Here is a 21,930-nt window from a genome sequence, read left to right as displayed (position 1 = left end):
AACTATAATCTATTGCCTAAAAACAACTTTAATTCTTTTCCAATACTCTCGAAAAACGTATTCAAATTGTTGTTTTTAGCCGTCAATAAATATACAAACTCTTCAGGAACGTGAAAACTATTCCAGACTAATTGCAATTTATTTTCTTTAATATATTTTCTCGCATTGCAATTCCATGTTATGGCAAGTCCCGAGTTTTTGGACAGCATTTCCAACATTTCAGATTCTGAAGGAATAATATAATTAGGCACCATCGAAGGCCTTTTTTTACTGAAAGCATGCAGCCAGAATAATTTGATATGCGGAATTCTTGCATCATGACTGTACCATTTTTGGTTGTTAAGCCATTTTTCAGTTTCGGTATAATTATCTGCTTTTAGTTTCTGGCGGAATTCTTCGATATTTAAATTCATTGGCGCCACCATGATCAGTTTAATTTTACCTACGATTTCGTAAATGGTATCAAACGTATCATATCTTTTTGTTGTAATGGCAAAATCGAGTTTCTTGGCATCGACAAGTGCAAAAAGGGCATCATCTTCGGCAAAAGTAAAATCAATAAAATCAAATTTGGAGATCAAAATACTTCCGCAGCTATTAAATAAATCTTTTGAAACACCAACAGAAATCAAGCGGACAGAATCTTCTGCTTTTGCCCTGAATCCGTTTTCAACAGTTTCTAACCTATCGAGCGCGTCAATAATTAAATTATTCAGTAACTTAGCGTATTCGGTTGGTTCTACGCCTTTTGATTTTCGGTTAAACAACTTATAACCAACATGTGCCTCTAACATAGCTATTTGCTGACTAACCGCGGGTTGGCTCATAAACAACTCTTTTGAAGCGACAGAAAAATTTCCATTTTTATATACAGACTTAAAAGTTCTGTACCATTCCAAATTTACCATGATATAACTTTATTTATAACAAACATAGTTTATTTTATTTTTACTAATATCACATAAACCGTAAATTTGATCAAAATTTAAACATTGATAATAAGATATGAAAAAAATCGCATTAATCGCAATAATCGTATTAACAGCTGGCTTTTCGGCAACAGCTCAAAAAACAAAAAAGATGAAAAAAGTATTATTTGTTGTGACCAGTAATGATAAACTGGGCAATACGGGAGAAAAAACCGGATTCTGGTCAGAAGAATTTGCTGCTCCTTATTATGAACTATTAGATAAAGGTGTAGAAATTACTATTGCATCACCGCTTGGAGGCCAGCCGCCAATTGACCCTAAAAGTGCAGATCCTTCATCAGCAACCGAAGACACTAAACGCTTTGATGCTGATAAAACATTACAGGAAAAATTAAAAAACACTCATAAGCTTTCAACAATAAATCAAAAAGATTATGATGCCGTTTTTTATCCTGGAGGTCACGGTCCGCTTTGGGATTTAGTTGAAGATAAAAATTCAATCGCCTTAATCGAATCTTTTTACATGCACAATAAACCGGTTGCATTTGTTTGTCACGCACCAGCCGTTTTGAAAAATGTAAAAGTAAAAGGTGATTATTTAGTAAAAGGTAAAAAAGTAACCGGTTTTACAAACGAAGAGGAAGAAGCTGTTGGTTTAACCAAAGTTGTTCCGTTTTTATTAGAAGATGCTTTAACTCAAAATGGAGCAAAATTCTCAAAAGGTCCAAATTGGGCTCCTTATTCTGTAGAAGATGGTCTTTTAATTACAGGACAAAACCCGGCTTCGTCTAAATTGGTCGCTGGTAAATTATTGGAAAAATTAAAATAAAAAGGTTCTAAATTGCTAAGATTTTGGAAATCTTTAAAAAACTTAGACACTTAGTATATCAGAAATTATTAATAAAAGATCTACGTTGCTAAGATTAAAAAACTTAGAACCTTAGCAACTTAGCATCTCAGAAACTCAAAAAAAATGCTAAACTTTGAATTATATAATCCGACAAATCTAATTTTCGGAAAAGGACAAATTGAAAAACTTTCGACTTTAGTTCCAAAAGATGCTAAAATTCTTTTGGCGTACGGCGGTGGAAGTATTTTTAAAAACGGAATTCACGAACAAGTAATCAAGAATTTAAAAGGTTTTGATATTGTTGAATTTGGGGGAATTGAGCCAAATCCGCATTTTGAAACGTTGATGAAAGCGGTTGAAGTTATCAAAGCTGAAAAAATAGATTTTATTCTGGCTGTTGGCGGTGGATCTGTTATTGATGGTGTGAAATTTATTTCGGCAGCTGTAAATTTTGACGGAAACCCACTTGATATTTTACAAAAACGTTTGTTGATTAAAGAAAATGCAGTGCCTTTTGGAACTATTTTGACTTTGCCTGCAACGGGAAGCGAAATGAATTCTGGATATGTCGTAACCATTAAAGCAACTCAGGAAAAATTAGCTTCGGGCGGAAGTGCTTTGTTTCCTAAATTCTCTATTTGTGATCCAACAGTTATTGAATCGTTGCCAAAAAGACAATTGCAAAATGGTGTTGTAGATGCTTATACACACGTAATGGAACAATATTTAACGTATCCGCACGAAGGTTTTTTACAAGACCGAATTGCCGAAGGAATTTTACAAACGTTAATTGAAGTTGGTCCAAAAGTGGTAGAAAACCCAACGGATTATGCTTTGGCTTCGAATTTTATGTGGAGCTGCACGATGGCTTTGAACGGATTGATTCAAAAAGGAGTTCCTTCTGATTGGGCAACACACATGATTGGCCACGAATTAACAGCTTTATACGGAATCGACCATGCACGTACTTTGGCGATTATAGGCCCAAGTTTATACAATGTAATGTTTGACACTAAAAAAGGAAAACTGGCACAATACGGAAGAAGAATTTTCAACTTAACAGGTTCTGATGACGAAGTTGCCAAAGAAGCGATCAATAAAACAGTAGAATTTTTCCACACCATGGGAATGGATACTAAATTATCTCAATATACAGATGATTACACCAACACAGCAAATTTTATTGTAAAACGTTTTGATGAAAGAGGCTGGAAAGGTCTTGGCGAAAACCAATTGGTAACTTTAGATAAAGTAAAATCGATTGTAGAATTAAGCTACTAACAAATAAAATTCCAATTTTTTTAAATTCCAAATTCCAATGCTCTTACCAGTATTATTGGAATTTGGAATTTTTTTATTTGATTTTTTAACATCAACCGTTTGGAATTTGGAATTTATAAATTGGAATTTTTTGTTTTTTTTAAACAAAAAAGGCGTTCTTAAAATATTTAGGAACGCCTTTTTAAAATACTAAAACAAAACTAACTAACTCAATTTTTGCTAAACTCATTAAAATTCTAATTTATAAACAGTTATAACGTAAGGATTGAATTATTATTGTATAAAGCATAAAATATTTTTGATAATTATTTAGAACTAGCTGAAAACCATTGTTTACAGACCTTGTTTTTAAATTTCTTAAATCAGATTTTGTATTATTACTACATTATTAAGTACTTTTGCTTTAAATTATTAAAATAATGAGCGAAAAATTAAAGTTTGCAGTAATTGGAGGAGGGAGTTGGGCAACGGCAATTGCAAAGATGTTATGCGTAAATCTTTCAGAAATAGCTTGGTATATGCGTAATGATGCTGCAATAGAGCACATTCAAAAATACAAACACAACCCAAACTATTTAAGTTCAGTCGAATTTGACACTACTAAACTTAAATTAACCAACAATATAAACGAAGCAGTTGAATATGCAGATTATGTAATTTTTGCTATTCCGTCTGCTTTTTTAGATGCTGAATTAAAAAATCTGACTGTTTCTTTAACAGATAAAATAATCTTCTCCGCTATTAAAGGAATTGTTCCTGAAACGAGTTTAATTGTTGGAGAACATTTTCATATTCAATACGACATTCCTTATTACAATATTGGGGTTATTACAGGTCCTTGTCACGCAGAAGAAGTAGCGTTGGAAAGACTTTCGTACTTAACCATTGCTTGTGGCGATCCGGACAAAGCCAGCATTGTAGCAAAATCTTTATCAGGAAATTATATTAAAGCCAAAATTTCAGACGATATCATCGGAACTGAATATGCGGCGATGTTAAAAAACATTTATGCCATTGCAGCCGGAATTGCACATGGTTTAGGTTATGGTGATAATTTCCAATCGGTTATGATGAGTAACGGAATTCGTGAGATGAAGAAATTCATCAGAAAAGTGCATAAAATGAAACGTAACATTAATGACTCGGCTTATTTAGGCGATTTATTGGTTACAGGATATTCCGTATTCTCCAGAAACAGAATGTTCGGAAACATGATTGGAAAAGGCTACACCGTAAAAAGTGCGATGATGGAAATGAGTATGGTTGCCGAAGGTTATTACGCCACCAAAAGTGCTTATAAACTAAATCAGGGTTACGGTGCCAAAACGCCTATTATCGACGCCGTTTACAGCATTTTATACGAAGGAAAAGATGCAAAATCTGTATTTAAGAAACTGACTGAGTCTTTGGATTAAAGAAAAAAGAGTATAGAGAATAGAATAAAGAAAATAGACTTTTGTTTATGACATAAAAAAAGAGCCAAGATCTAAATAATTAGTCTTGGCTCTTTTTTCTTTTACTATTTTGTAAAGTCTATTTTCTTTATTCTATTCTCTATTTTCTTTACTTCACCATAACTCCTTCAACAAACAAAATCGGCACTTCTTCCGTATTATTTTCGCTAATTAGGTTAGATTTGAAAATGAATTTCTTGTCGTATAGAGTATTTCCGATGAAGAAAGTCACCATGAATTCATTATTTAAAACCAATAGGCTTTTTTCGATCATTTCAATTTTTACTACTGAAACTGCCGGAACTTCAACAAAAGCGTGGCGTAAAACAGATGTTTTTTTCATTTCGCCATCGATAGTTCCAAATGCTTTTGAAACTACCATAACGCTGTCGAGATTAAAGTCGCTGTCATTTACAAGATAAGCGTACCACACTTTTTCCATAAAATCGTCGCTCCATTCCTGAACGGCGGCTAAAAATACGTTTTCTACTTCGGGGATTGTTATATCTTTTTTCATCTTTATTTAAAGCTTTAAAACCTTTGTCAAAGTCTAAACTTCAACAAAGGTTTATTGTATTAATGAGAATTATATCTTCAGAATTAATCTGAAATCTACAATCTAATATCTAAAATTAAATATTGGCTTTGAATTGCTCTAAGAAACGAACGTCGTTTTCGTAAAACATACGAATATCACCAATTTGGTATAATAACATTGCAATACGCTCTACTCCCATTCCGAAAGCAAAACCGTTAAATTCATCCGGATTTATATCGCAATTTTTAAGAACATTCGGGTCAACCATTCCACAACCACCAATTTCTAACCAGCCTGTTCCTTTTGTAATACGGTAATCCGTTTCTGTTTTTAGTCCCCAATAAATATCAATTTCGGCACTTGGTTCCGTAAACGGAAAGTACGACGGACGCAAACGGATTTTTGATTTTCCGAACATTTCTTTGGTGAAATAAAGTAATGTTTGTTTCAAATCTGCAAACGACACATCTTTGTCAATGTACAATCCTTCAACCTGATGGAAAATACAGTGCGAACGTGACGAAATGGCTTCGTTACGAAATACACGCCCCGGAGAAATAGTACGAATTGGCGGTTTATGATTTTCCATATAACGTACCTGAACAGATGATGTATGCGTACGCAACAACACATCAGGATTTGTCTGAATGAAAAATGTATCCTGCATATCACGCGCCGGATGATATTCCGGTAAGTTCAACGCCGTAAAGTTATGCCAGTCGTCTTCGATTTCCGGACCTTCGGAAACATTGAAGCCAATGTTAGCAAAAATATCTATAATTTGATTTTTTACAATAGAAATAGGATGACGAGAACCAATAATAACAGGCTCTGATGATCTTGACAAATCTCCAAAAACCCCTTTTACTTCTTGTTTACTTTCAAGCTCTTCCTGAATAACTCTTACTTTTTCTTCAGCTACGGATTTTAAAGTATTTATTACTTGTCCGAAATCTTTTTTCTGGTCGTTTGGAATATTTTTAAACTCTGTAAAAAGTTCTTTTAATAACCCTTTACTACCTAAATATTTAATTCGGAACTGCTCTAAAGATTCTTTATTTTTATCATTAAAGGCTTTTGCTTCCTCTATATGCTGTTTTATCTTGTCTATCATTTTCCTTCAATAATTGAGAATACAAATTTACATAATTTGTTTCAAGTTTAAAGTCTAAAATTTAAAGTTTCCCTTCACAGGTTACGATATTCATTTATAACTATTTTATTAAACTTATTTTGCTTTCGATTTCCCGGACTCTGCCCAGCCAAAAATCTATTCCATCCTGATTCTTAACAACCTCTTTTTTAAAATTTGATGAAATAGTATTTAACTTTCCCCAATTTCTCTGGTTGTCTTTATCGCGTTCCACTTTTGTAGTCGGTTCTATTCTAGTTCTCCAAAAATCAATATTTTTAAGATAGTTCACTTTTAAATCTTCAAAATATTCTATTAATTTTTCTTTTGAATTAGGGATATATCCCGGACCGTTGCATCCGCAAGAATGAAAAGTAATCCCAACAGAATAGAGACTTTTCAAGTGTTCCCACTTTTTTAAATCATTCTTTTTCGGTGATTCAAAATCAAGCCCCATATTAGCCATTAACTCACCACATTCCGGACATTTAGCTTCAAAAGTTGATTGTTCTCCTTTTTTTATATCTCCCATGAGCCTCCTTTTAAATGTTTTACAACAATTAAAACAAGCATAATGAGGCTTATAAGCTATCATTGCATATCTACACATTTCTTTGTTATAAGTGTTCAGCACAGTTTACAGTCGCAGTCACAGACTGAATACTGTAAACTAAAAACTATTCGATAAGTTCTCTTTCTAAAAAATAACTTACAATCGCTTCTTTCATTAAAACCGATTGTTCTCCTGCTTTTAGCGGTGGTAATTCTTCTTTTACTTTATAATGCGGCCATCCGTCTTCATCAAAATATTCGAATTCATAAAATCCGTAAGGCTCTAATAATCGGCAAATAGCGATGTGCATTAAGTTTAATTTTTCATCTTTTTTGAATTCTCTATGAATCTTTCCAAATTCCTGAACTCCGATTAGGTAAATAATGGCATCTAAATCTAAATCTTCGCCTTGCGAAAATTGATTTGAAAGTATATCGACGAGCTTTTCCCAACGCTCTTTTAATTGTGTATCTCTTGACATATATATTTGTGATTTTAGATTTTAGATTTTAGATTGCTGACTTAAAAATCTAAAATCTGCAATCTGAACTCTAAAATAGATTTGCAAAGATACGGACTTCAAATCCAAAGACCTAAAATTAACGGTTTGCCTTATTGTATAGAGAAATTGCCCACGGATTTAACGGGTTTTACTGGTTTACACAGGTTTTTTCTATTCTTAAAGTGTATTTTGTAAATTCTTAGCATTTAATCAGCCACGTCTTTTTTTAATCAGTGTCAATTCGTTGCATCCGTATAATCTGTGGACTATAAAAATACAAAGGAATTAAAAATGGGCTTTTGTAGAATTGTCCACGGATTTAACGGGTTTCACTGATTAACACAGGTTTAGTTTTTTTTCATCCCGTAAATCCATGGTTTTATTTACGCAAAAACTTTAGCTCTTCACCAGCCAACTAATTTTAATCAGTGTCAATCCGTTAAATCTGTGGGCTATAAAAAAACCTCTGCGCCTTTGCATCTCTGAACCTCTGCATCTTAAAAACTAGATAATTCTTTTATATTTGCGCCTCAATAAAACGACAGAAAATATGAGTGTTTTAGATATGATTTTGGGTGCGCTTTTGGCTTACAGTTTATACAAAGGAATTAAAAATGGCCTTTTTGTAGAAATTGCTTCTTTTATTTCTTTATTGCTCGGAATCTATTTAGCGATTAAATTTTCTTCTTTTATGACAGAAATAATCTCAAAACATGTTTCCTGGAATCCAAATACGATTCAGGTTACAGCTTTTCTGCTAACATTTATTCTGGTTGTAATTGGTGTTTATTTATTGGCCAAAGCCTTAACTGGAATTGCAGATTTTGCTCAATTGGGCTGGCTGAATAAACTGGGCGGCGGATTTTTCAGAATCCTGAAAACGATCCTGATTGTAAGTATTGTAATTGCGCTGTTTGAGAAAATAAATTTCGACAATACCTTTGCCAAACAAGAAACTTTAGACAAATCTATTTTTTATAATCCCATTAAAAAAGTAGCGGGTTTTGTTTATCCTTCTATCGAAAAATGGTACGAGGAATTTAAAGAAAATCATGTTAAAAAATCGCCTGAATCAGAAAAGACTGAAACAGAAAAAGAATAATTGAACTCTTTAGGTGCAATTATTTTAACACATAGAAACATAGGATTATTGAACTTAAATAAGGCGTTTCACTTGCATCAACACACATAGCTATGTGTGAGAAACGAGTTTCTTTTTAACTTGCTTTTTTTAAACAGAAAATCTATGTTTCTATGTGTTTAATCAAATTTTATGAATTACACCCAACAAGTTGATTCATAAAGAAGCTATTCTTTTATTCTTCTTCATTAAGATGTTTCGGAAATAAATTTTTCAGAATAATCAACATCATTCCTATTACATTTACAGACGAAGTTGTCAATAAAGTAATTAATACATTTTCTGAAAGATTCAGATGCAGTAAATTATCATTGAAATATAAAATAGACACTACAGCCGCTAGCCAAAGAAAAATAATGAAGGCAAAAATATAGGTTAAGTGCCTTCTAAGTCTGGTGTCTTCTAAAAAACGACCTACTTTTGCGCTTCCTAATCTGTCTTCAAGAATTTGATTTTGCAGGCGCGCTTTGCTAAGGTCTTCAGGGGTTAATGAAGAACTATTTGCAATTGAAATTTGGTTAAGATTTAGGGAGGACATATAAGCTTAAATTGGTTTTAACTTAGTTTTATAATGTTCAAAAATATCATCATCAGAAATAACAGCATTAGAATCTTTGCGGTAAACTTTTCGCCACGGCGTACCGTCGTTGTGGGTTAATGCACTTAAATAAATACCGTCAAATCTTCCGTAGACTTCCCATATTTTATCTAAAAATTTCTCGTCTTCGCTAGTTATTTTTTCGTCTTTTAAGGCATTCGGAATTTTCTCTGTTATTTTTTCTTTCTTGTATTGCTTGATGCTGTAATACAAAGATGGAAAAACAGGCCCAAAATCCCAGGCAATAGGACTTTCGTCCAGCAATCTTTCTTTTTTATCTGTTAAGGCCAAATACCATCCATAAGCAATATAAGTTAGCTTAATTATTTTCATTGGCGTAAGATTTCCTGTTTTGGAATGTTTATCTATGAAATAATTGGCGACTGTTGTTGGATTGTAAGTCATAATTATAATATTTTAATCAAAGTTAATGAAAATAACTTTGTGACAAAATTTTAAGAACTTATTGTAATGTAAATCAGTTGTTTTGCTTAATAATTAAAAGCAAACCCGACAAATTTTAAAACCTTGTCGGGTTCATTATTTGTCTGGCTGAGCGTCCCGACGCTTCGGGAGAAGCCCACGTCTGCAAATCCAGCCTTCGACTCCGCTCAGGGTGACATTAGTTTTCAAAAGCATGAAACCCGACAGGTTTTAAAAACCTGTCGGGTTTGATAAAGATTATGCTTAGAACTTTCTACCAGTTTATTTCTAAACTTTCCCCTTTTTTCAAAGTGACATTTTGTTTTTTATCCCCACTGATTAGGTTTGTTTTTCCTCCAATTTTAGAGGAAACAGTAACTTTCTTTAAAATTTTATTGTCCCATTCCATTGCAATTTCAAAACCTCCACGGGCACAGATTCCTTTTACAGATCCGGTTTCCCAGACATCCGGCAAAGCGGGTAATAATCTTATTTCGTTTTCATCAGATTGTACTAACATTTCGGCAACCGCTGCAGCGCCGCCAAAATTTCCATCAATTTGAAATGGCGGATGAGCGTCGAATAAATTCGGATACGTTCCTCCGCCTCTTCGTGGAGTTGCTGTTTTCTTTCCGTCGGGATCTACGTATCTCAATAATTCCCTAAACATTTTATAAGCACGGTTTCCATCCCAAAGCCTTGCCCAAAGATTGATTCTCCATCCTTTTGACCAGCCAGTGGTTTCATCGCCTTTTATCTCTAAAGTTTTTCTCGAAGCTTCGGCTAAATCAGGCGTTTTCTCCGGTGTAATATGATCGCCGGGAAAAAGTCCGAATAACTGCGATTGATGACGGTGTTTTGGATCTTTATCTTCCCAGTCAAAATACCATTCCTGCAAATTTCCTTTTTTGCCAATTTGATACGGATATAATTTTGAAAGCGCCGTTTCTAATTTTAGTCTGAAATCAGCATCAATATTTAGAACTTTCGAAGCTTTTATTGTTTTCCCAAAACATTCTCTAATCATGGCCAAATCTGCCGTTCCGCCATACATTGTTGCGCCAACAAAACCATCTGGTGCAATGTATTGATTTTCGGGTGAAGTAGATGGTGACGTAATTAAATTTCCGTTTTTATCGGTTATCATCCATCCTAAAAGAAATTCTGCTGCGCCTTTCATCAAAGGATAGCCTTCTGTTTTCAGGTAATTTTTATCTTGTGTAAAAACGTAATGTTCCCAAATGTGTGTACTCAGCCACGCTCCCGCTATTGGCCAGCAAGCCCACATTGGATCTTCTTTACCAAATTGTCCAACGGGATTTGTCATTGCCCAAATATCCGAATTATGTGCTGCGGCCCAGCCTTTGTTTACGCCATAAAAAGTTTTGGCCGTAACTTTCCCTGTTACCGAAAGGTTTTTTATGAAAGACAAAAGCGGCAAATGCATTTCTGAAAGATTGGTGTTTTCGGCAAGCCAGTAATTTTCTTCCAGATTAATGTTCATCGTATAATTACTGCTCCACGGCGGGTTTAAATGAGGATTCCAAATTCCTTGTAAATTTGCCGGAACACCCAGAGTTCTGGAACTGCTTATTAATAAATAACGCCCGTAATTGAAATAGAGAATTTCAAGGTTTTTATCTTCTTTTCCGTCGGCGTAGCGTAATAAACGTTCGTCTGTTGGTAAATCCGGAGCGGTTGTTTTGCCTAAATTTAAATCAACACGGTTGTAGAATTTTTGATAATCAGTTGTGTGCGATTCTTTTAATTTATCGAATGGTTTTGCAAATGCCTTATTCATATTTTGCACTGCAATTGCTATATCGTCTAAACCTTCACTTGCGGGATTTTTGTCAAAACCATTAAAACTTGTTGCAACAGAAACATAAATAATGGCTTCCGTCGCATCTTTTAAACTTAAAGATTCTCTTGAATTTGTAATTTTTCCGTCGGTTTTTTTGATTTGAATTAAAGTGGTAAATTTTGTTCCTCTTTCTTGTATATCCAGATATTTTGGCAAAACTGTATATCCTGCATTTTCGTGAATAGGTGCAGAACCTGTCATTACCAGAATATTATTTCTCACTTCAACATTTGATTTTAGTAAACTCTTTAAATTAATATCAAAATTTAAAGTGCCTTTGTGATCGCTTGTCAATTTGATGATCATAATTTGATCCGGAGCAGAAACAAAATATTCACGCGTATATTTTACACCGGCCATTTCGTAACTTACTTTTGATATTGCATTCGAAATATCAAGTTCCCGATGGTAATTAACAGCTTTTCCTTTTTCAGAATTATTGATTTCTAATGTTCCCAAAGGCGCAAAAGATTCAGAGTTTTTACCCTGAATTTTTTTGTTTAATTCCTCTGCCAGTTTGTAGTTTTCGTTTTTTAAAGCTTCACGAATTGCCGGAATATTTTTATACGCTTCCGGACTCATATTGGCATTTACGGGTTCTCCAGACCAAAGTGTGGCGTCGTTCAAATAAATTTTATCAGCATTTGCGCCACCAAAAACGGTTGCTCCCATTTTCCCGTTTCCTAAAACCAAACTTTCTTCAAAGAATTCTGCGGGTTGATTGTACCATAAAACATGTTTGGATTGCGCCGATATGTTTGTGCTGAAAGAAGCGAATAGTAAAATGAAGAATATTTTTACGAGATTTGATTTCATGTATTCTTTTTGATTTTGAATTTCGTTTAAATATATGCCGTTCCTACGGAACTTTGTTATCATGCTCATTCTTATAAACGGATTAATCCCGAAGCTTCGGGACGTTGCTACAATATAGGTCGTTCCTCCAGAACTTTTGAGAGAGCCTTCGGCTCGGATTATTTTGTAGGGACGGATTTCAATCCGTCTTAACAATATGGATATTCAAATCTATCCAATTTTCTGAATTATTCGATTTCTTAGCTTATAAATAGGTAAATATCTCGTTTAACGGTTTCGCGCGTGAGGGATAGGAGTTAGCTACCGAAGTAGCACGGATAGCCCGACCGTATTTGCGAAAGGCGCACATAAGCGGTTTGTTAAATAGCGCCTTTTGCAAATACGGTCACGCCCAAATGTCACACCAAAATATTATTTACTAACCTTATATATTTCGTTTGCTGTAATCATTTCCCAATTATCAGTTCTAAAAGGCGATGCAGGGAATTTTTCTTTATTGAAAAGATTGATTTCCGTATCGTCGTCTGCCCAACCGTAATGAACTGCAACGGGATTTTTTACTTCGTCGTTCGAAACTATAATCGTGTTGCCTTTTATGATCGCTTTCGCGGAATGAAAAACTTTGTCGGCACCGGCGATTTCAAATCCTTTTACGTTTTCTGAATTATCCGGAGTCGATAATCCTGAACCGATATTATCGAAAGTCAGGATTATTTCATTTCCTTTTATTTGCTGAGATTTATAGGTTGGCCCGCTATAAATTTGTTTTTTGCCGTAAACATTGTTTAATGCAATGGCGGCCAAACGTAATCCGACATCTTGTTTGTTTGTGGGATGAATGTCTTTTGCGTTACCGATATCTGTGGTTACGACCATTCCTGTATTGGGTACTTTTAAAGTTTCGGATTGTGCTTCGCGAAGTTCTGCCCAACGGCTTCCGACTTTACTGTTTCCGTTGAATTCGTTGAAAGTCGATAATTGTACGAAATAAAAAGGAAAATCGCCTTGTTTCCACTTTGTTCTCCAATCCTGAATCATTAACGGAAATGCTTTTTTGTATTGTTTTGCGCGCCAAACATTGGCTTCGCCCTGATACCATAAAACACCCTGAAACGCATAGGGAACCAGCGGATTTACCATTGCATTGTACAATAACGATGGATAACTGTTTGGCGAAATCGCAATTTTTACCTGAACGACATTGAATTTCCAAAGTCCTTCGAGTGGAATATTTTTGTCTTTAAACTGAATTTTTAAATCGGCTGGATCGCCGTAAATTCCGCCACCGCCGGAATAATCTGCAATACGAACTGTGATTACATTTTTTCCTTCTTTTAATGTTCCTGCCGGAATTTTATAAACTCTTAATGCTTCCCAAATTTTATTGGTTCCTACTTCAACTCCGTTTACATAGGTAATATCTTCGTCGTCTACTTTTGAAAGATGTAAAACGGACTCGCTTTTGGCTTGTTCTGCCGTTAAAGTAACCGTTTTTCGCATCCAGACAACGCCGTCAATATTGCCAATTTGTTGGTTTTCCCATAATGATGGAACTTTTATTTCTGGCCAGTTTTTATCATCAAAACTGAATTCCTTAAACTGGTTTTCATTTTCCATGGAAACATCAAAACCCTGAATCTTTCTTAAATTTTCTAAAACTGATTTTTTGTAAACTTCAAAAACGGCGTCCATATCTACCTGAGGAACATCTGCAATCATGGTTTTGAATTCATCGCTTTTTTGAAACGCTTCGTGGCTTGTCCAGGTTTCTACATTGGTTCCGCCCCACGATATATTTATAATTCCGATTGGGATTTTTAATTCAGCATATAGTTTTTTGGCAAAGAAGAAACCTGCCGCTGTAAAATCACGAATGTTTTCTTTATTGGCAACTGCCCATTTTCCTTGTTTAAGATCTTCTTTTGGAGTTCCGCTTAAATCTTGCGCAACGCCAAAATGACGAATCATTGGATAATTAGAATCTGCCATTTCTTTTTCAGCGTTCATTACTTTGTACATCTGAAATTCCATGTTCGACTGTCCGCTGCAAATCCATACTTCGCCAACCAAAACATCTTTGATAACAATTTTGTTTTTTCCTGTAATGATTAATTCAAAAGGTCCGCCCGCTTTTTCGGCAGACAGTTTAATCATCCATTTTCCTTCTTTATCGGCCTGAATGGTTTTGGTTTGTTTGTTAAAACGAACCTCCACTTTTTCATTGGCTTCTGCCCAACCCCAAACCGGGATTTCTTTGTTGCGCTGCAACACCATTCCGTCAGAAAACAACAATGGCATTCGCACATTTGCGTTTGCCATTATACTGAATATCAAAAAGATAAAAACTTTATATTTTTTCATTTTGTGCATTTTAAACCATATAAGTGATATAAGTAAATATAAGTTATACCGAATAAAAAACTTACATTTACTTATATCACTTATATGGTGAATTTTAATTTTTACTGCAATCCTTCTTTTAAAGCTGTTAAAGCCTGAGTATCAAAAACGCTATTATCGCTTCTTTTAAAGATTCCGAAACCTTTGTCTCCTAAACTTCCTTCGTCCCAATAAAAAGGTAATAATCCGTTTGCTGTAGCAGTTTTAACAACTGTTTTTAAATAATAAGCTCTTGAAGCCAAATGTAAAGTTAAGGCATCGCCGGTTAAAGTTGTTCTGCGAATGGCGCCAAATTCTCCTAACAAAACAGGAATTCCTTTATCTACAAATTGGGTTTTCATTAATTTGAAGTTTTTCTCTAAATCTGCTTCTTCTCCCCAACTTGCATTTCGTTCTGTATCTGTTGCTGAATGGAAATTTGCTCCCCAATAATAAAACATTTTTCCCCAGGTTTCATCTTTGGTTAAACCGGCAAAATTCCATGGTGAATAGTAATGTACTTCTACCATCATTTTGTTTGCCACTTTATCTGTTGGCAATGTCAACATTAGTTTATTTGTTTTTTCGATATCTGTTGTTGGTCCCTGAATTACTAAAACACGATTGGCATTTTTTCCTCCGGTAGAACGAACGGCATCAATAAAAGTCTGGTGATATGAAGTTAAAACTGCCATTTGTGCAGCATCTTCAACTGCTGGTTCATTGGCACTGGCAAAAAGTACATGCTCATCAAAACCACGTAACTGTGTTGCAATTTGTTCCCAAAAAGCTTTTTGTTTGGCATTGTTTTCTACTTTTTTGGCTTCGGTAATATTGTTTTCCAGCCAGCCACCGTCCCAATGGATGTTTACAACCACATACATATCGTTATCTACGCAATATTGCACTACTTCTTTTACTCTGTTTAGCCAGTCTGTTTTGATTTTGGCTGTAGCCGAATTTTCTAAATACTGGTTCCACGAACACGGAATTCGAATTGCATTAAAACCGTTTGCCTTAACGGCGTCGATAAGTGCTTTGGTTACTTTAGGATTTCCCCACGCTGTTTCTCCTCCGGTTGCTTCAAGCGTGTTCCCGATGTTCCAGCCTAATTTTATTTTGGCTGCTAATTGCACGGCTGTACTTGACATTCCGCTTGCATCTGCAGGGATTGGGTTTGTATTGTAACTTGGATATAAGCCCTCAGCTACAATTTTTTGTTCTTGTTTTGTTTCTTCTTTATCTGAACTGCAAGCCCAGAGACTTAAAAAAGAAAAACATAATGCGGTGCTTAACAGATAACGTTTTACAGTGTTTTTCATTTGGTGTGGTTTAATAGTTAGTTATAAGTTTTATTCAGGCAACTTCATTTTTTATTTATTAAAAAATGCTCTTCAATAAAAATCAAAGAGCATTAATGTTTCAAGCTTTATTTAATTGTTACAACAAGTTCATTTTTTATATCTCTTGAAGAATTTCCTAATTTCAAAGTGTATTTTCCTGGTTCAACCGTCCATTTTTTAGCAGTTACATCATAGTAAGCCAATTCTTTTACCGGAACTTTAATCGTTACTGTTTCTGAACTTCCCGATTTTACCAATGTTTTTTGGAAACCTTTCAATTCTTGTGCAGCACGCGTAATTTTTGAATCTGATTTTGAAGAGTACAACTGAACAACTTCTTTTCCGTCAACTTTTCCGGTGTTTTTTACATCAACAGAAACTGTAATCGTTTCGTCTTGCGCATAAGTAGTTTTGTCTGTTTTTGCATTTTCAAAACCAAAAGTCGTATACGATAATCCGTATCCAAAAGGAAATAATGGCGCAATATTTTTAGTATCAAACCAACGGTATCCTACCAAAATTCCTTCTGCATAATTTACTGTTTTTCCTCCAGGGAAACTGTTTGTAGCGTGCGCTGGAGAATCCATAATATTTTTAGGCATTGTCCAAGGCAATTTTCCAGACGGATTTACTTTTCCTAAAAGTACATCTGCCAAAGCATTTCCTCCTTCTGAACCATTAAACCATGTCCATACTACAGCTGAACTTTTTTTGCTGATATTTTCAATCTCAAAAGGCGCTCCGGCAACAAAAACAACAATTGTTCTTGGATTTACGGCTAATACTTTCTGAATTAATTCTTCTTGTCCAAATGGTAATTTCAGGTTTCTACGATCAGAAGCTTCTGTTTCGTAATCACGGTTTGAGCCTGCAAAAATAATCGCAACATCCGATTTTTTAGCCGCTTCAACCGCTTCCTGAACTTTTGCAGGATCTAACTGATCGATTGTTACCGGACCATTTGATGTAATATTTCCTAAGTTTCCTTTATTCTTTTCGTCGTAACGCTCTAAATATCCTTCAGCATAATTAATTTTTACTGAAGATGGCAATCTGTTTTTTAAACCCTCAAGCGGTGTAACTTCTCTTTTTGTTTTTACACCTGCACCAAATCCGCCAAGCGCGTTTTTCTTCGTTGCATTGTTTCCAATTACCGCGATAGATTTAACTCCGTCCAATTTTAATGGTAAAGCATTGTTTTCATTCTTCAATAAAACTATCGCTTCTGCTGCAATTTTATAAGCATCCTGATAATGTGCGTCGGTTGCAATACTTCCTTTTGCACGGTCTTTACTTTGACTTCCCATTGCTTTTACCTGAAACAAAGTGCGTAAAATTCTTTTTACGTGTTTGTCCAATTCTGCTTCTGAGATTTCTTTGTTTTTTGCTGCAGCGATTAATTTATCGGCAAGGAAAAATTCGTTGAATGGTTTTGGAGTTCCCATTTCAATATCCAATCCGCTATTTAAAGATTTTACTGTCGAATGCACAGCAGCCCAGTCTGAAACTACAACGCCTTTAAATCCCCATTCGTCACGAAGAATTTTGTTTAGCATATAATCGTTTTCACATAAATATTCGCCTCTAAATTTATTGTAAGCGCCCATTACGCTGTATGCATGCGCTTCTTTTATTGAAGCTTCAAAAGCCGGTAAATAAATTTCACGAAGTGTACGTTCGTCAATTTGAACATCTACAAAATCACGATTTGTTTCCTGATTGTTTGCAGCATAATGTTTTACGCAAGCCATAACATCATTGTCTTGTAAACCAACAATTAATGGCACAGCAATTTTTTTGTTCAAAAACGGATCTTCAGACATATATTCGTATGTTCTTCCTCCAAGCGGTGTTCTTACGATATTTATGGCTGGTGAAAGCAGCATATCTTTATCTCTTGCGCGCATTTCCTGCCCAAGGCTGTTCCCGAAAGTATATGCCATGTCAGCATTCCATGTTGCAGCAAGTCCGCCGCCTGCTGGGTAATAAGTTGCAAAATCATTTGTTAAACCTGCCGGAGCCCAATTGTCACGCGAAATTTCTTCACGAACACCAAGTGGTCCATCTGCCATTTTCAATTCCGGAATCCCCAAACGTTTTACACCGCCAGAAGTAAACATGCTATTTCCATGTAACATTCCTATTTTTTCCTCCAATGTCATTTGAGAAACCAACTTGTCGATTTCTGCATCAAACTCAGATCCAATTTCTTTCCCTTTGTATTCTTTTTCTGCTGTTTCAGAATCTGTGGTTTTTACATCACTCTTACAAGATGTAAATACTGCAAAAGCCAATGCTGCTGACAGGTATAAAATTTTGTTTTTCATGCTTAATAAATTTTAGTTTTTGATAGTTTGTTTTTTAGAAATTAAAGCTTCACAAAATTCAATAAGAAAACATCATTCTCATTGATTTTTAAATCTTTGCTAAAAGTTCCTTTTGCATCAATGGTTACTTTTTCACTCGCCCACAAAGCACCATTGTTTTTTTGTTTGATTGTATTTACCTGATCGCGTGTTAACTGACTTGGTTTTCCCATGGCCAGATAATCCGCGTAAGCGTCGTTCGATTTATAGCCTACTTTGTAGATTTCTAAATTGTATTTTCCTTTTTTGAGACCTTCCAATTCAATTTTTAAATTTCCTTTTGGTTTCGACGGTAAATCTTTTATATAATACGTTTGATTATTGACAGAATCTCCCGGATGTGTATTGGTAAAATCCCAAACTAATAATTGAACATCGCCTTTTTCATTTTTTGTCGCCCATGAAGAAGTGTCTTTATTTTGAAATTCTGTTTCTCCTAATTTGTTCAAAAAAGCATAAGAGAAATAAGCCGGTTTTTTAATTCCCTGCGTATTTAATAATCCGAAACCACCGTGAAAAGGCGTGAATCTTGGACCCGGTTCTTCAAAAATATCGGTAAAAACCCAATATGACATTGAGTTTGCCGCATTGCCAACTTGTTTTAATTTCTGCAAAATATAAGCTGCCGAATGATAACTATCGTGAATAGGATCTGCCGGCGTATAAGATGAACTCCATTCTGTATAATGCAATTCTAATTTTGGCTTAGCCGAATTTGAAATTTGCTCGCGAGACGTAATTACTTCACCACTTATACTGGAATCTTCTTTATTCAAAACCGTTCCAGAAGTTCCGAATTCGTCTAAATATCCTTGTTTTACGCCGTAAGTATGTGTTGAAATAAAATCTAAAGGCACATTATTTTTAGCACAAAAATCGATTGTTTCCGGAACCCAGCCTGCGCCTGCCGTTGCCGGACCGCCTACTTTGTATGCAGGATTTACACTTTTTATGCCTCGCGCTGCGTATTCGTAAAGTTTAAAATATTCTGCCTGAGTTCCTGTCCAGAAACCCGGAGATAAATTTGGTTCATTCCAAACTTCAAAATACCAGGTTTTTACTTCTTCGTCTCCGTAACGTTCTTTGAAATGCTGGGTTAGGTTTCGAATTAAATCTTCCCATTTTTTATAATCTTTTGGAGGTGTTACATTTCCTTTCCACCAAAAAATAGTTTCTTTTCCACTTGCCAAAGCATTAGGCATAAATCCTAATTCTACAAAAGGTTTTACTTTAATACTTAAAAGAAAATCATACAAAGCATCGATATATTGATAATTGTATTCTGGATTTCCTTTTGAATCTTCTCTGTAAACTGCCATATCATCAGACAATAAACCGTGCATTCTGATGTATTTAAAATCGCATTCTTTTTTGGTCATTGCCAATTGCTGTTGCCAATCAGCACGTAAACCTTCGTTTGCTCTTCCGGCACCAATACATTCCTTAAACATGGTGTTCAGTTTTCCTGCAGTTTTATTATAATCAACTTTTATGGTTCTGTTTTCAGCAGCATTTTGTCCAAACAACGGAACGTTGATTAGAGAAAGCAAAATAAAGAGTATCGTTAGATTTTTTTTCATTGTAAATTATTTCACTGTTATTTTTTTGTTCAGCAGAATTTTATCCGAAGCACTTCCTGTTTGAATTTCAATTGTATTGTTTTCTAATTCAAATTGTTGTTTTGCTGTATTCCAGTATTCTAAATCTTTGGCTTTCAAAACCAAAGAAACATTCTTCGTTTCTCCTGCTTTAAAGAAAACACGCTGAAATGCTTTTAATTCTTTTTCAGGACGTTCTACTTTTGACTGCAATTGTTTTACATACAACTGAATTACCTCATCTCCGTCTTTGGTTCCTGTATTGGTAACAGAAACTGTAACTTTTACTTCACCATTTTTAGAAATGCTTTCTGAGTTTGTTTCAATAGAATTGTATTTGAAAGTCGTGTAACTTAAACCATGACCAAAAGCATATAAAGGTTTCCCTTTAAAATACATGTAAGTTCTGCCGTTTCGAATATTGTAATCTAATAATTCAGGCAGATCAGTTATATCCCTAACCCAGGTTTGTGTTAATCGTCCGGCCGGATTATAATCTCCAAATAAAACATCGGCCAAAGCGGTTCCTGTTTCCTGACTGTTTTGTGTCATGTGTACAATTGCCGGCAAGTGTTCTTGTGTCCAGTTTATGGCATAAGGAAAACTGCTTATCAATGCTACAACTGTTTTAGGATTTGCCTGATACACAATTTTGATTAAATCTTCCTGCTCTAAAGTCAGTGATTGACGATCGACAGATTCTTTGCCTTCGCTTGGCACGGGACAATTTGCCCAGCCTGCATTACAAACCGGATGATTTCCGACGATGACAATAACTGCATCTGCTTTTTTTGCTATTGCAGCCGCTTTGCCGTCAATGTTATTTTTAGCATATAGAATTTCAACATTGTTTCCCAACTTATTTTTAATTCCCTGTAAAGGTGTAATAATATAAGGTGGCGTTCCGCTGTACCAATCCAGAAGTACTTCATCAGCACGATTTCCTATTATTGCAATCGTTTTTAATTTATCTTTTTGTAAAGGCAAAAATTGAGCATCATTTTTAAGCAAAACAATGGATTTTTGTGTTGCTTCTAAAGCGATTTTTTTATGTGCTTCTGTTTTCCAAGGATCAATAGTATCTTTTCCGGTTCCGATTTTTGCATACGGATTTTCATCTGAAACATCCAACATTCCCAGTTGAATCATTACCCGATAATCTCCGCGAATAACAGCATCAATATCTTTTTCTTTTAAATATCCATGCGAAAGTGCACCATAAACTGCTTCCGTATATTCATCTAAAAACTGATTAATTCCTGCTTTTATGGCTGCAGCAGCTCCGAGATATTTATCAGCATAATATTTATGATCTGAAAGCAATAATTTGAATGCGCCTCCATCTGTACAAATGATTCCGTTTTGTCCCCATTCTTTTTGGGTAATATTTTTCAGCATTGGGTGAACCATTGCCGGAATGCCATTTACTTTATTGTAAGCTGCCATATAAGCACGAGATCCTCCATCAACAACGCCCATTTGAAAAGGCAAAGCATAATATTCTCTCCATAATCTTTCATCAAAATCAGATGAAGTATAGGTTCTTCCATCTTCGTTGCTGTTGGCCAGAAAATGTTTCATTAACGCAGCCGTTTGCCAATATTTTGGATTATTTCCTTGCAATCCTTTTACAAATGCAACGGTCATTGTTCCGTTAAAAAAAGCATCTTCTCCGTAACTTTCTTCCGTACGACCCCAACGCGGATCTCTTGCAATGTCTGCATTTGGAGCCCGAACGACTAATCCGCCACGATGGTATTTTTGAAAAGCATATCGCGCTTCATAACCTTCAACCTCTGCCACTTTTTGAAGTAAATCAACATCCCACATTTCTCCTAAACCATAAGCCTGAGGAAAAGTAGTTGTTGTTAATGGCTCTTTATTTTTTCCGCCCCATTCGCCCGGCCCGCCAAGTGCCAAACCGAGCAAACCTTCTACATGACCTGTTCCTGTAACGCCTAATCTTTTTATCGATGGATTTGTGCTCAAAGCCTGAACTTTTTCATCGAGTGTCATCAATGACAACAAATTATCAATACGCTTTTCAGTATCTAATTTAGAATCCTGAAAAGGATATTGTTTTTGCTGTGACAACATCAAATTGACCGACAAAAGAAAAACGATATGCAGAATGAGATTTTTCATTTAAAAAGTCGTGGTTAT

17 protein-coding genes are annotated in these 21,930 nt (G+C 35.1%); 4 read left to right on the top strand and 13 right to left on the bottom strand.

Going from position 1 to position 21,930, the window contains the following annotated elements; genetic code table 11:
- Nucleotides 1-2: 2 nt before the first annotated feature.
- Nucleotides 3-908, bottom strand: a complete 906-nt coding sequence (locus tag BUE22_RS18990) for a LysR family transcriptional regulator (RefSeq protein WP_073397428.1) — start codon at nt 906-908, stop codon at nt 3-5.
- A 97-nt stretch (nt 909-1,005) separates the two neighbouring features.
- Between BUE22_RS18990 and BUE22_RS18985 the strand changes: the two genes are divergently transcribed.
- The 3 genes from BUE22_RS18985 to BUE22_RS18975 all read left to right on the top strand — a co-directional run bounded on the left by BUE22_RS18985 (nt 1,006) and on the right by BUE22_RS18975 (nt 4,475).
- Nucleotides 1,006-1,758, top strand: coding sequence for a type 1 glutamine amidotransferase domain-containing protein (locus BUE22_RS18985; protein WP_073397426.1), 753 nt, complete (start codon nt 1,006-1,008; stop codon nt 1,756-1,758).
- Nucleotides 1,759-1,902: 144 nt separating this feature from the next.
- On the top strand, nt 1,903-3,060 hold the full coding sequence (locus BUE22_RS18980; RefSeq protein ID WP_073397425.1) for an iron-containing alcohol dehydrogenase: 1,158 nt from the start codon (nt 1,903-1,905) through the stop codon (nt 3,058-3,060).
- Between the two features lie 419 nt (nt 3,061-3,479).
- Nucleotides 3,480-4,475, top strand: coding sequence for an NAD(P)H-dependent glycerol-3-phosphate dehydrogenase (locus BUE22_RS18975; RefSeq protein WP_042562933.1), 996 nt, complete (start codon nt 3,480-3,482; stop codon nt 4,473-4,475).
- Between the two features lie 148 nt (nt 4,476-4,623).
- Here BUE22_RS18975 and BUE22_RS18970 read toward each other — a convergent pair whose 3' ends face one another.
- The 4 genes from BUE22_RS18970 to BUE22_RS18955 all read right to left on the bottom strand — a co-directional run bounded on the left by BUE22_RS18970 (nt 4,624) and on the right by BUE22_RS18955 (nt 7,218).
- Nucleotides 4,624-5,031 carry a hypothetical protein gene (locus tag BUE22_RS18970; protein ID WP_042562934.1) on the bottom strand — a complete coding sequence of 136 codons (408 nt, stop codon included), beginning with the start codon at nt 5,029-5,031 and terminating at the stop codon, nt 4,624-4,626.
- A gap of 115 nt (nt 5,032-5,146) precedes the next feature.
- A complete protein-coding gene (locus tag BUE22_RS18965; protein ID WP_042562935.1) occupies nt 5,147-6,166 on the bottom strand; it encodes a phenylalanine--tRNA ligase subunit alpha in 1,020 nt (339 codons plus the stop codon).
- A 100-nt stretch (nt 6,167-6,266) separates the two neighbouring features.
- The gene (locus BUE22_RS18960) at nt 6,267-6,716 is read right to left on the bottom strand and encodes a hypothetical protein (RefSeq protein WP_243396843.1); all 450 of its coding nucleotides are present in this window, start codon (nt 6,714-6,716) and stop codon (nt 6,267-6,269) included.
- Between the two features lie 145 nt (nt 6,717-6,861).
- The gene (locus BUE22_RS18955) at nt 6,862-7,218 is read right to left on the bottom strand and encodes a hypothetical protein (protein ID WP_073397424.1); all 357 of its coding nucleotides are present in this window, start codon (nt 7,216-7,218) and stop codon (nt 6,862-6,864) included.
- A 571-nt stretch (nt 7,219-7,789) separates the two neighbouring features.
- Between BUE22_RS18955 and BUE22_RS18950 the strand changes: the two genes are divergently transcribed.
- A complete protein-coding gene (locus BUE22_RS18950; protein WP_073397422.1) occupies nt 7,790-8,341 on the top strand; it encodes a CvpA family protein in 552 nt (183 codons plus the stop codon).
- Nucleotides 8,342-8,555: 214 nt separating this feature from the next.
- On the opposite strand, the gene BUE22_RS18945 is transcribed toward BUE22_RS18950, so the two are convergent.
- The 8 genes from BUE22_RS18945 to BUE22_RS18910 form a co-directional block, all read right to left on the bottom strand.
- On the bottom strand, nt 8,556-8,918 hold the full coding sequence (locus BUE22_RS18945; RefSeq protein ID WP_073397421.1) for a hypothetical protein: 363 nt from the start codon (nt 8,916-8,918) through the stop codon (nt 8,556-8,558).
- A 6-nt stretch (nt 8,919-8,924) separates the two neighbouring features.
- Nucleotides 8,925-9,383, bottom strand: coding sequence for a Panacea domain-containing protein (locus BUE22_RS18940; RefSeq protein ID WP_073397420.1), 459 nt, complete (start codon nt 9,381-9,383; stop codon nt 8,925-8,927).
- A gap of 292 nt (nt 9,384-9,675) precedes the next feature.
- Nucleotides 9,676-12,081, bottom strand: coding sequence for a glycoside hydrolase family 95 protein (locus BUE22_RS18935; RefSeq protein WP_073397418.1), 2,406 nt, complete (start codon nt 12,079-12,081; stop codon nt 9,676-9,678).
- 411 nt (nt 12,082-12,492) lie between these two features.
- Nucleotides 12,493-14,442: a sialate O-acetylesterase gene (locus BUE22_RS18930; RefSeq protein ID WP_073397840.1), complete on the bottom strand. Its 1,950-nt coding sequence runs from the start codon at nt 14,440-14,442 to the stop codon at nt 12,493-12,495.
- Nucleotides 14,443-14,543: 101 nt separating this feature from the next.
- The gene (locus BUE22_RS18925) at nt 14,544-15,782 is read right to left on the bottom strand and encodes a glycoside hydrolase family 5 protein (protein WP_207761281.1); all 1,239 of its coding nucleotides are present in this window, start codon (nt 15,780-15,782) and stop codon (nt 14,544-14,546) included.
- A gap of 107 nt (nt 15,783-15,889) precedes the next feature.
- Nucleotides 15,890-18,130 (bottom strand): glycoside hydrolase family 3 C-terminal domain-containing protein, encoded by a 2,241-nt coding sequence (locus BUE22_RS18920; RefSeq protein ID WP_073397416.1) that lies wholly within the window; start codon nt 18,128-18,130, stop codon nt 15,890-15,892.
- Nucleotides 18,131-18,171: 41 nt separating this feature from the next.
- The gene (locus BUE22_RS18915) at nt 18,172-19,749 is read right to left on the bottom strand and encodes a GH39 family glycosyl hydrolase (RefSeq protein WP_073397414.1); all 1,578 of its coding nucleotides are present in this window, start codon (nt 19,747-19,749) and stop codon (nt 18,172-18,174) included.
- A gap of 6 nt (nt 19,750-19,755) precedes the next feature.
- Nucleotides 19,756-21,912 (bottom strand): glycoside hydrolase family 3 C-terminal domain-containing protein, encoded by a 2,157-nt coding sequence (locus tag BUE22_RS18910; RefSeq protein ID WP_073397413.1) that lies wholly within the window; start codon nt 21,910-21,912, stop codon nt 19,756-19,758.
- Nucleotides 21,913-21,930: the final 18 nt, after the last annotated feature.

The sequence above is a fragment of the Flavobacterium pectinovorum genome, assembly GCF_900142715.1.
GTDB lineage: Bacteria > Bacteroidota > Bacteroidia > Flavobacteriales > Flavobacteriaceae > Flavobacterium > Flavobacterium pectinovorum.
This window is presented reverse-complemented; position numbering and strand designations above follow the sequence as displayed.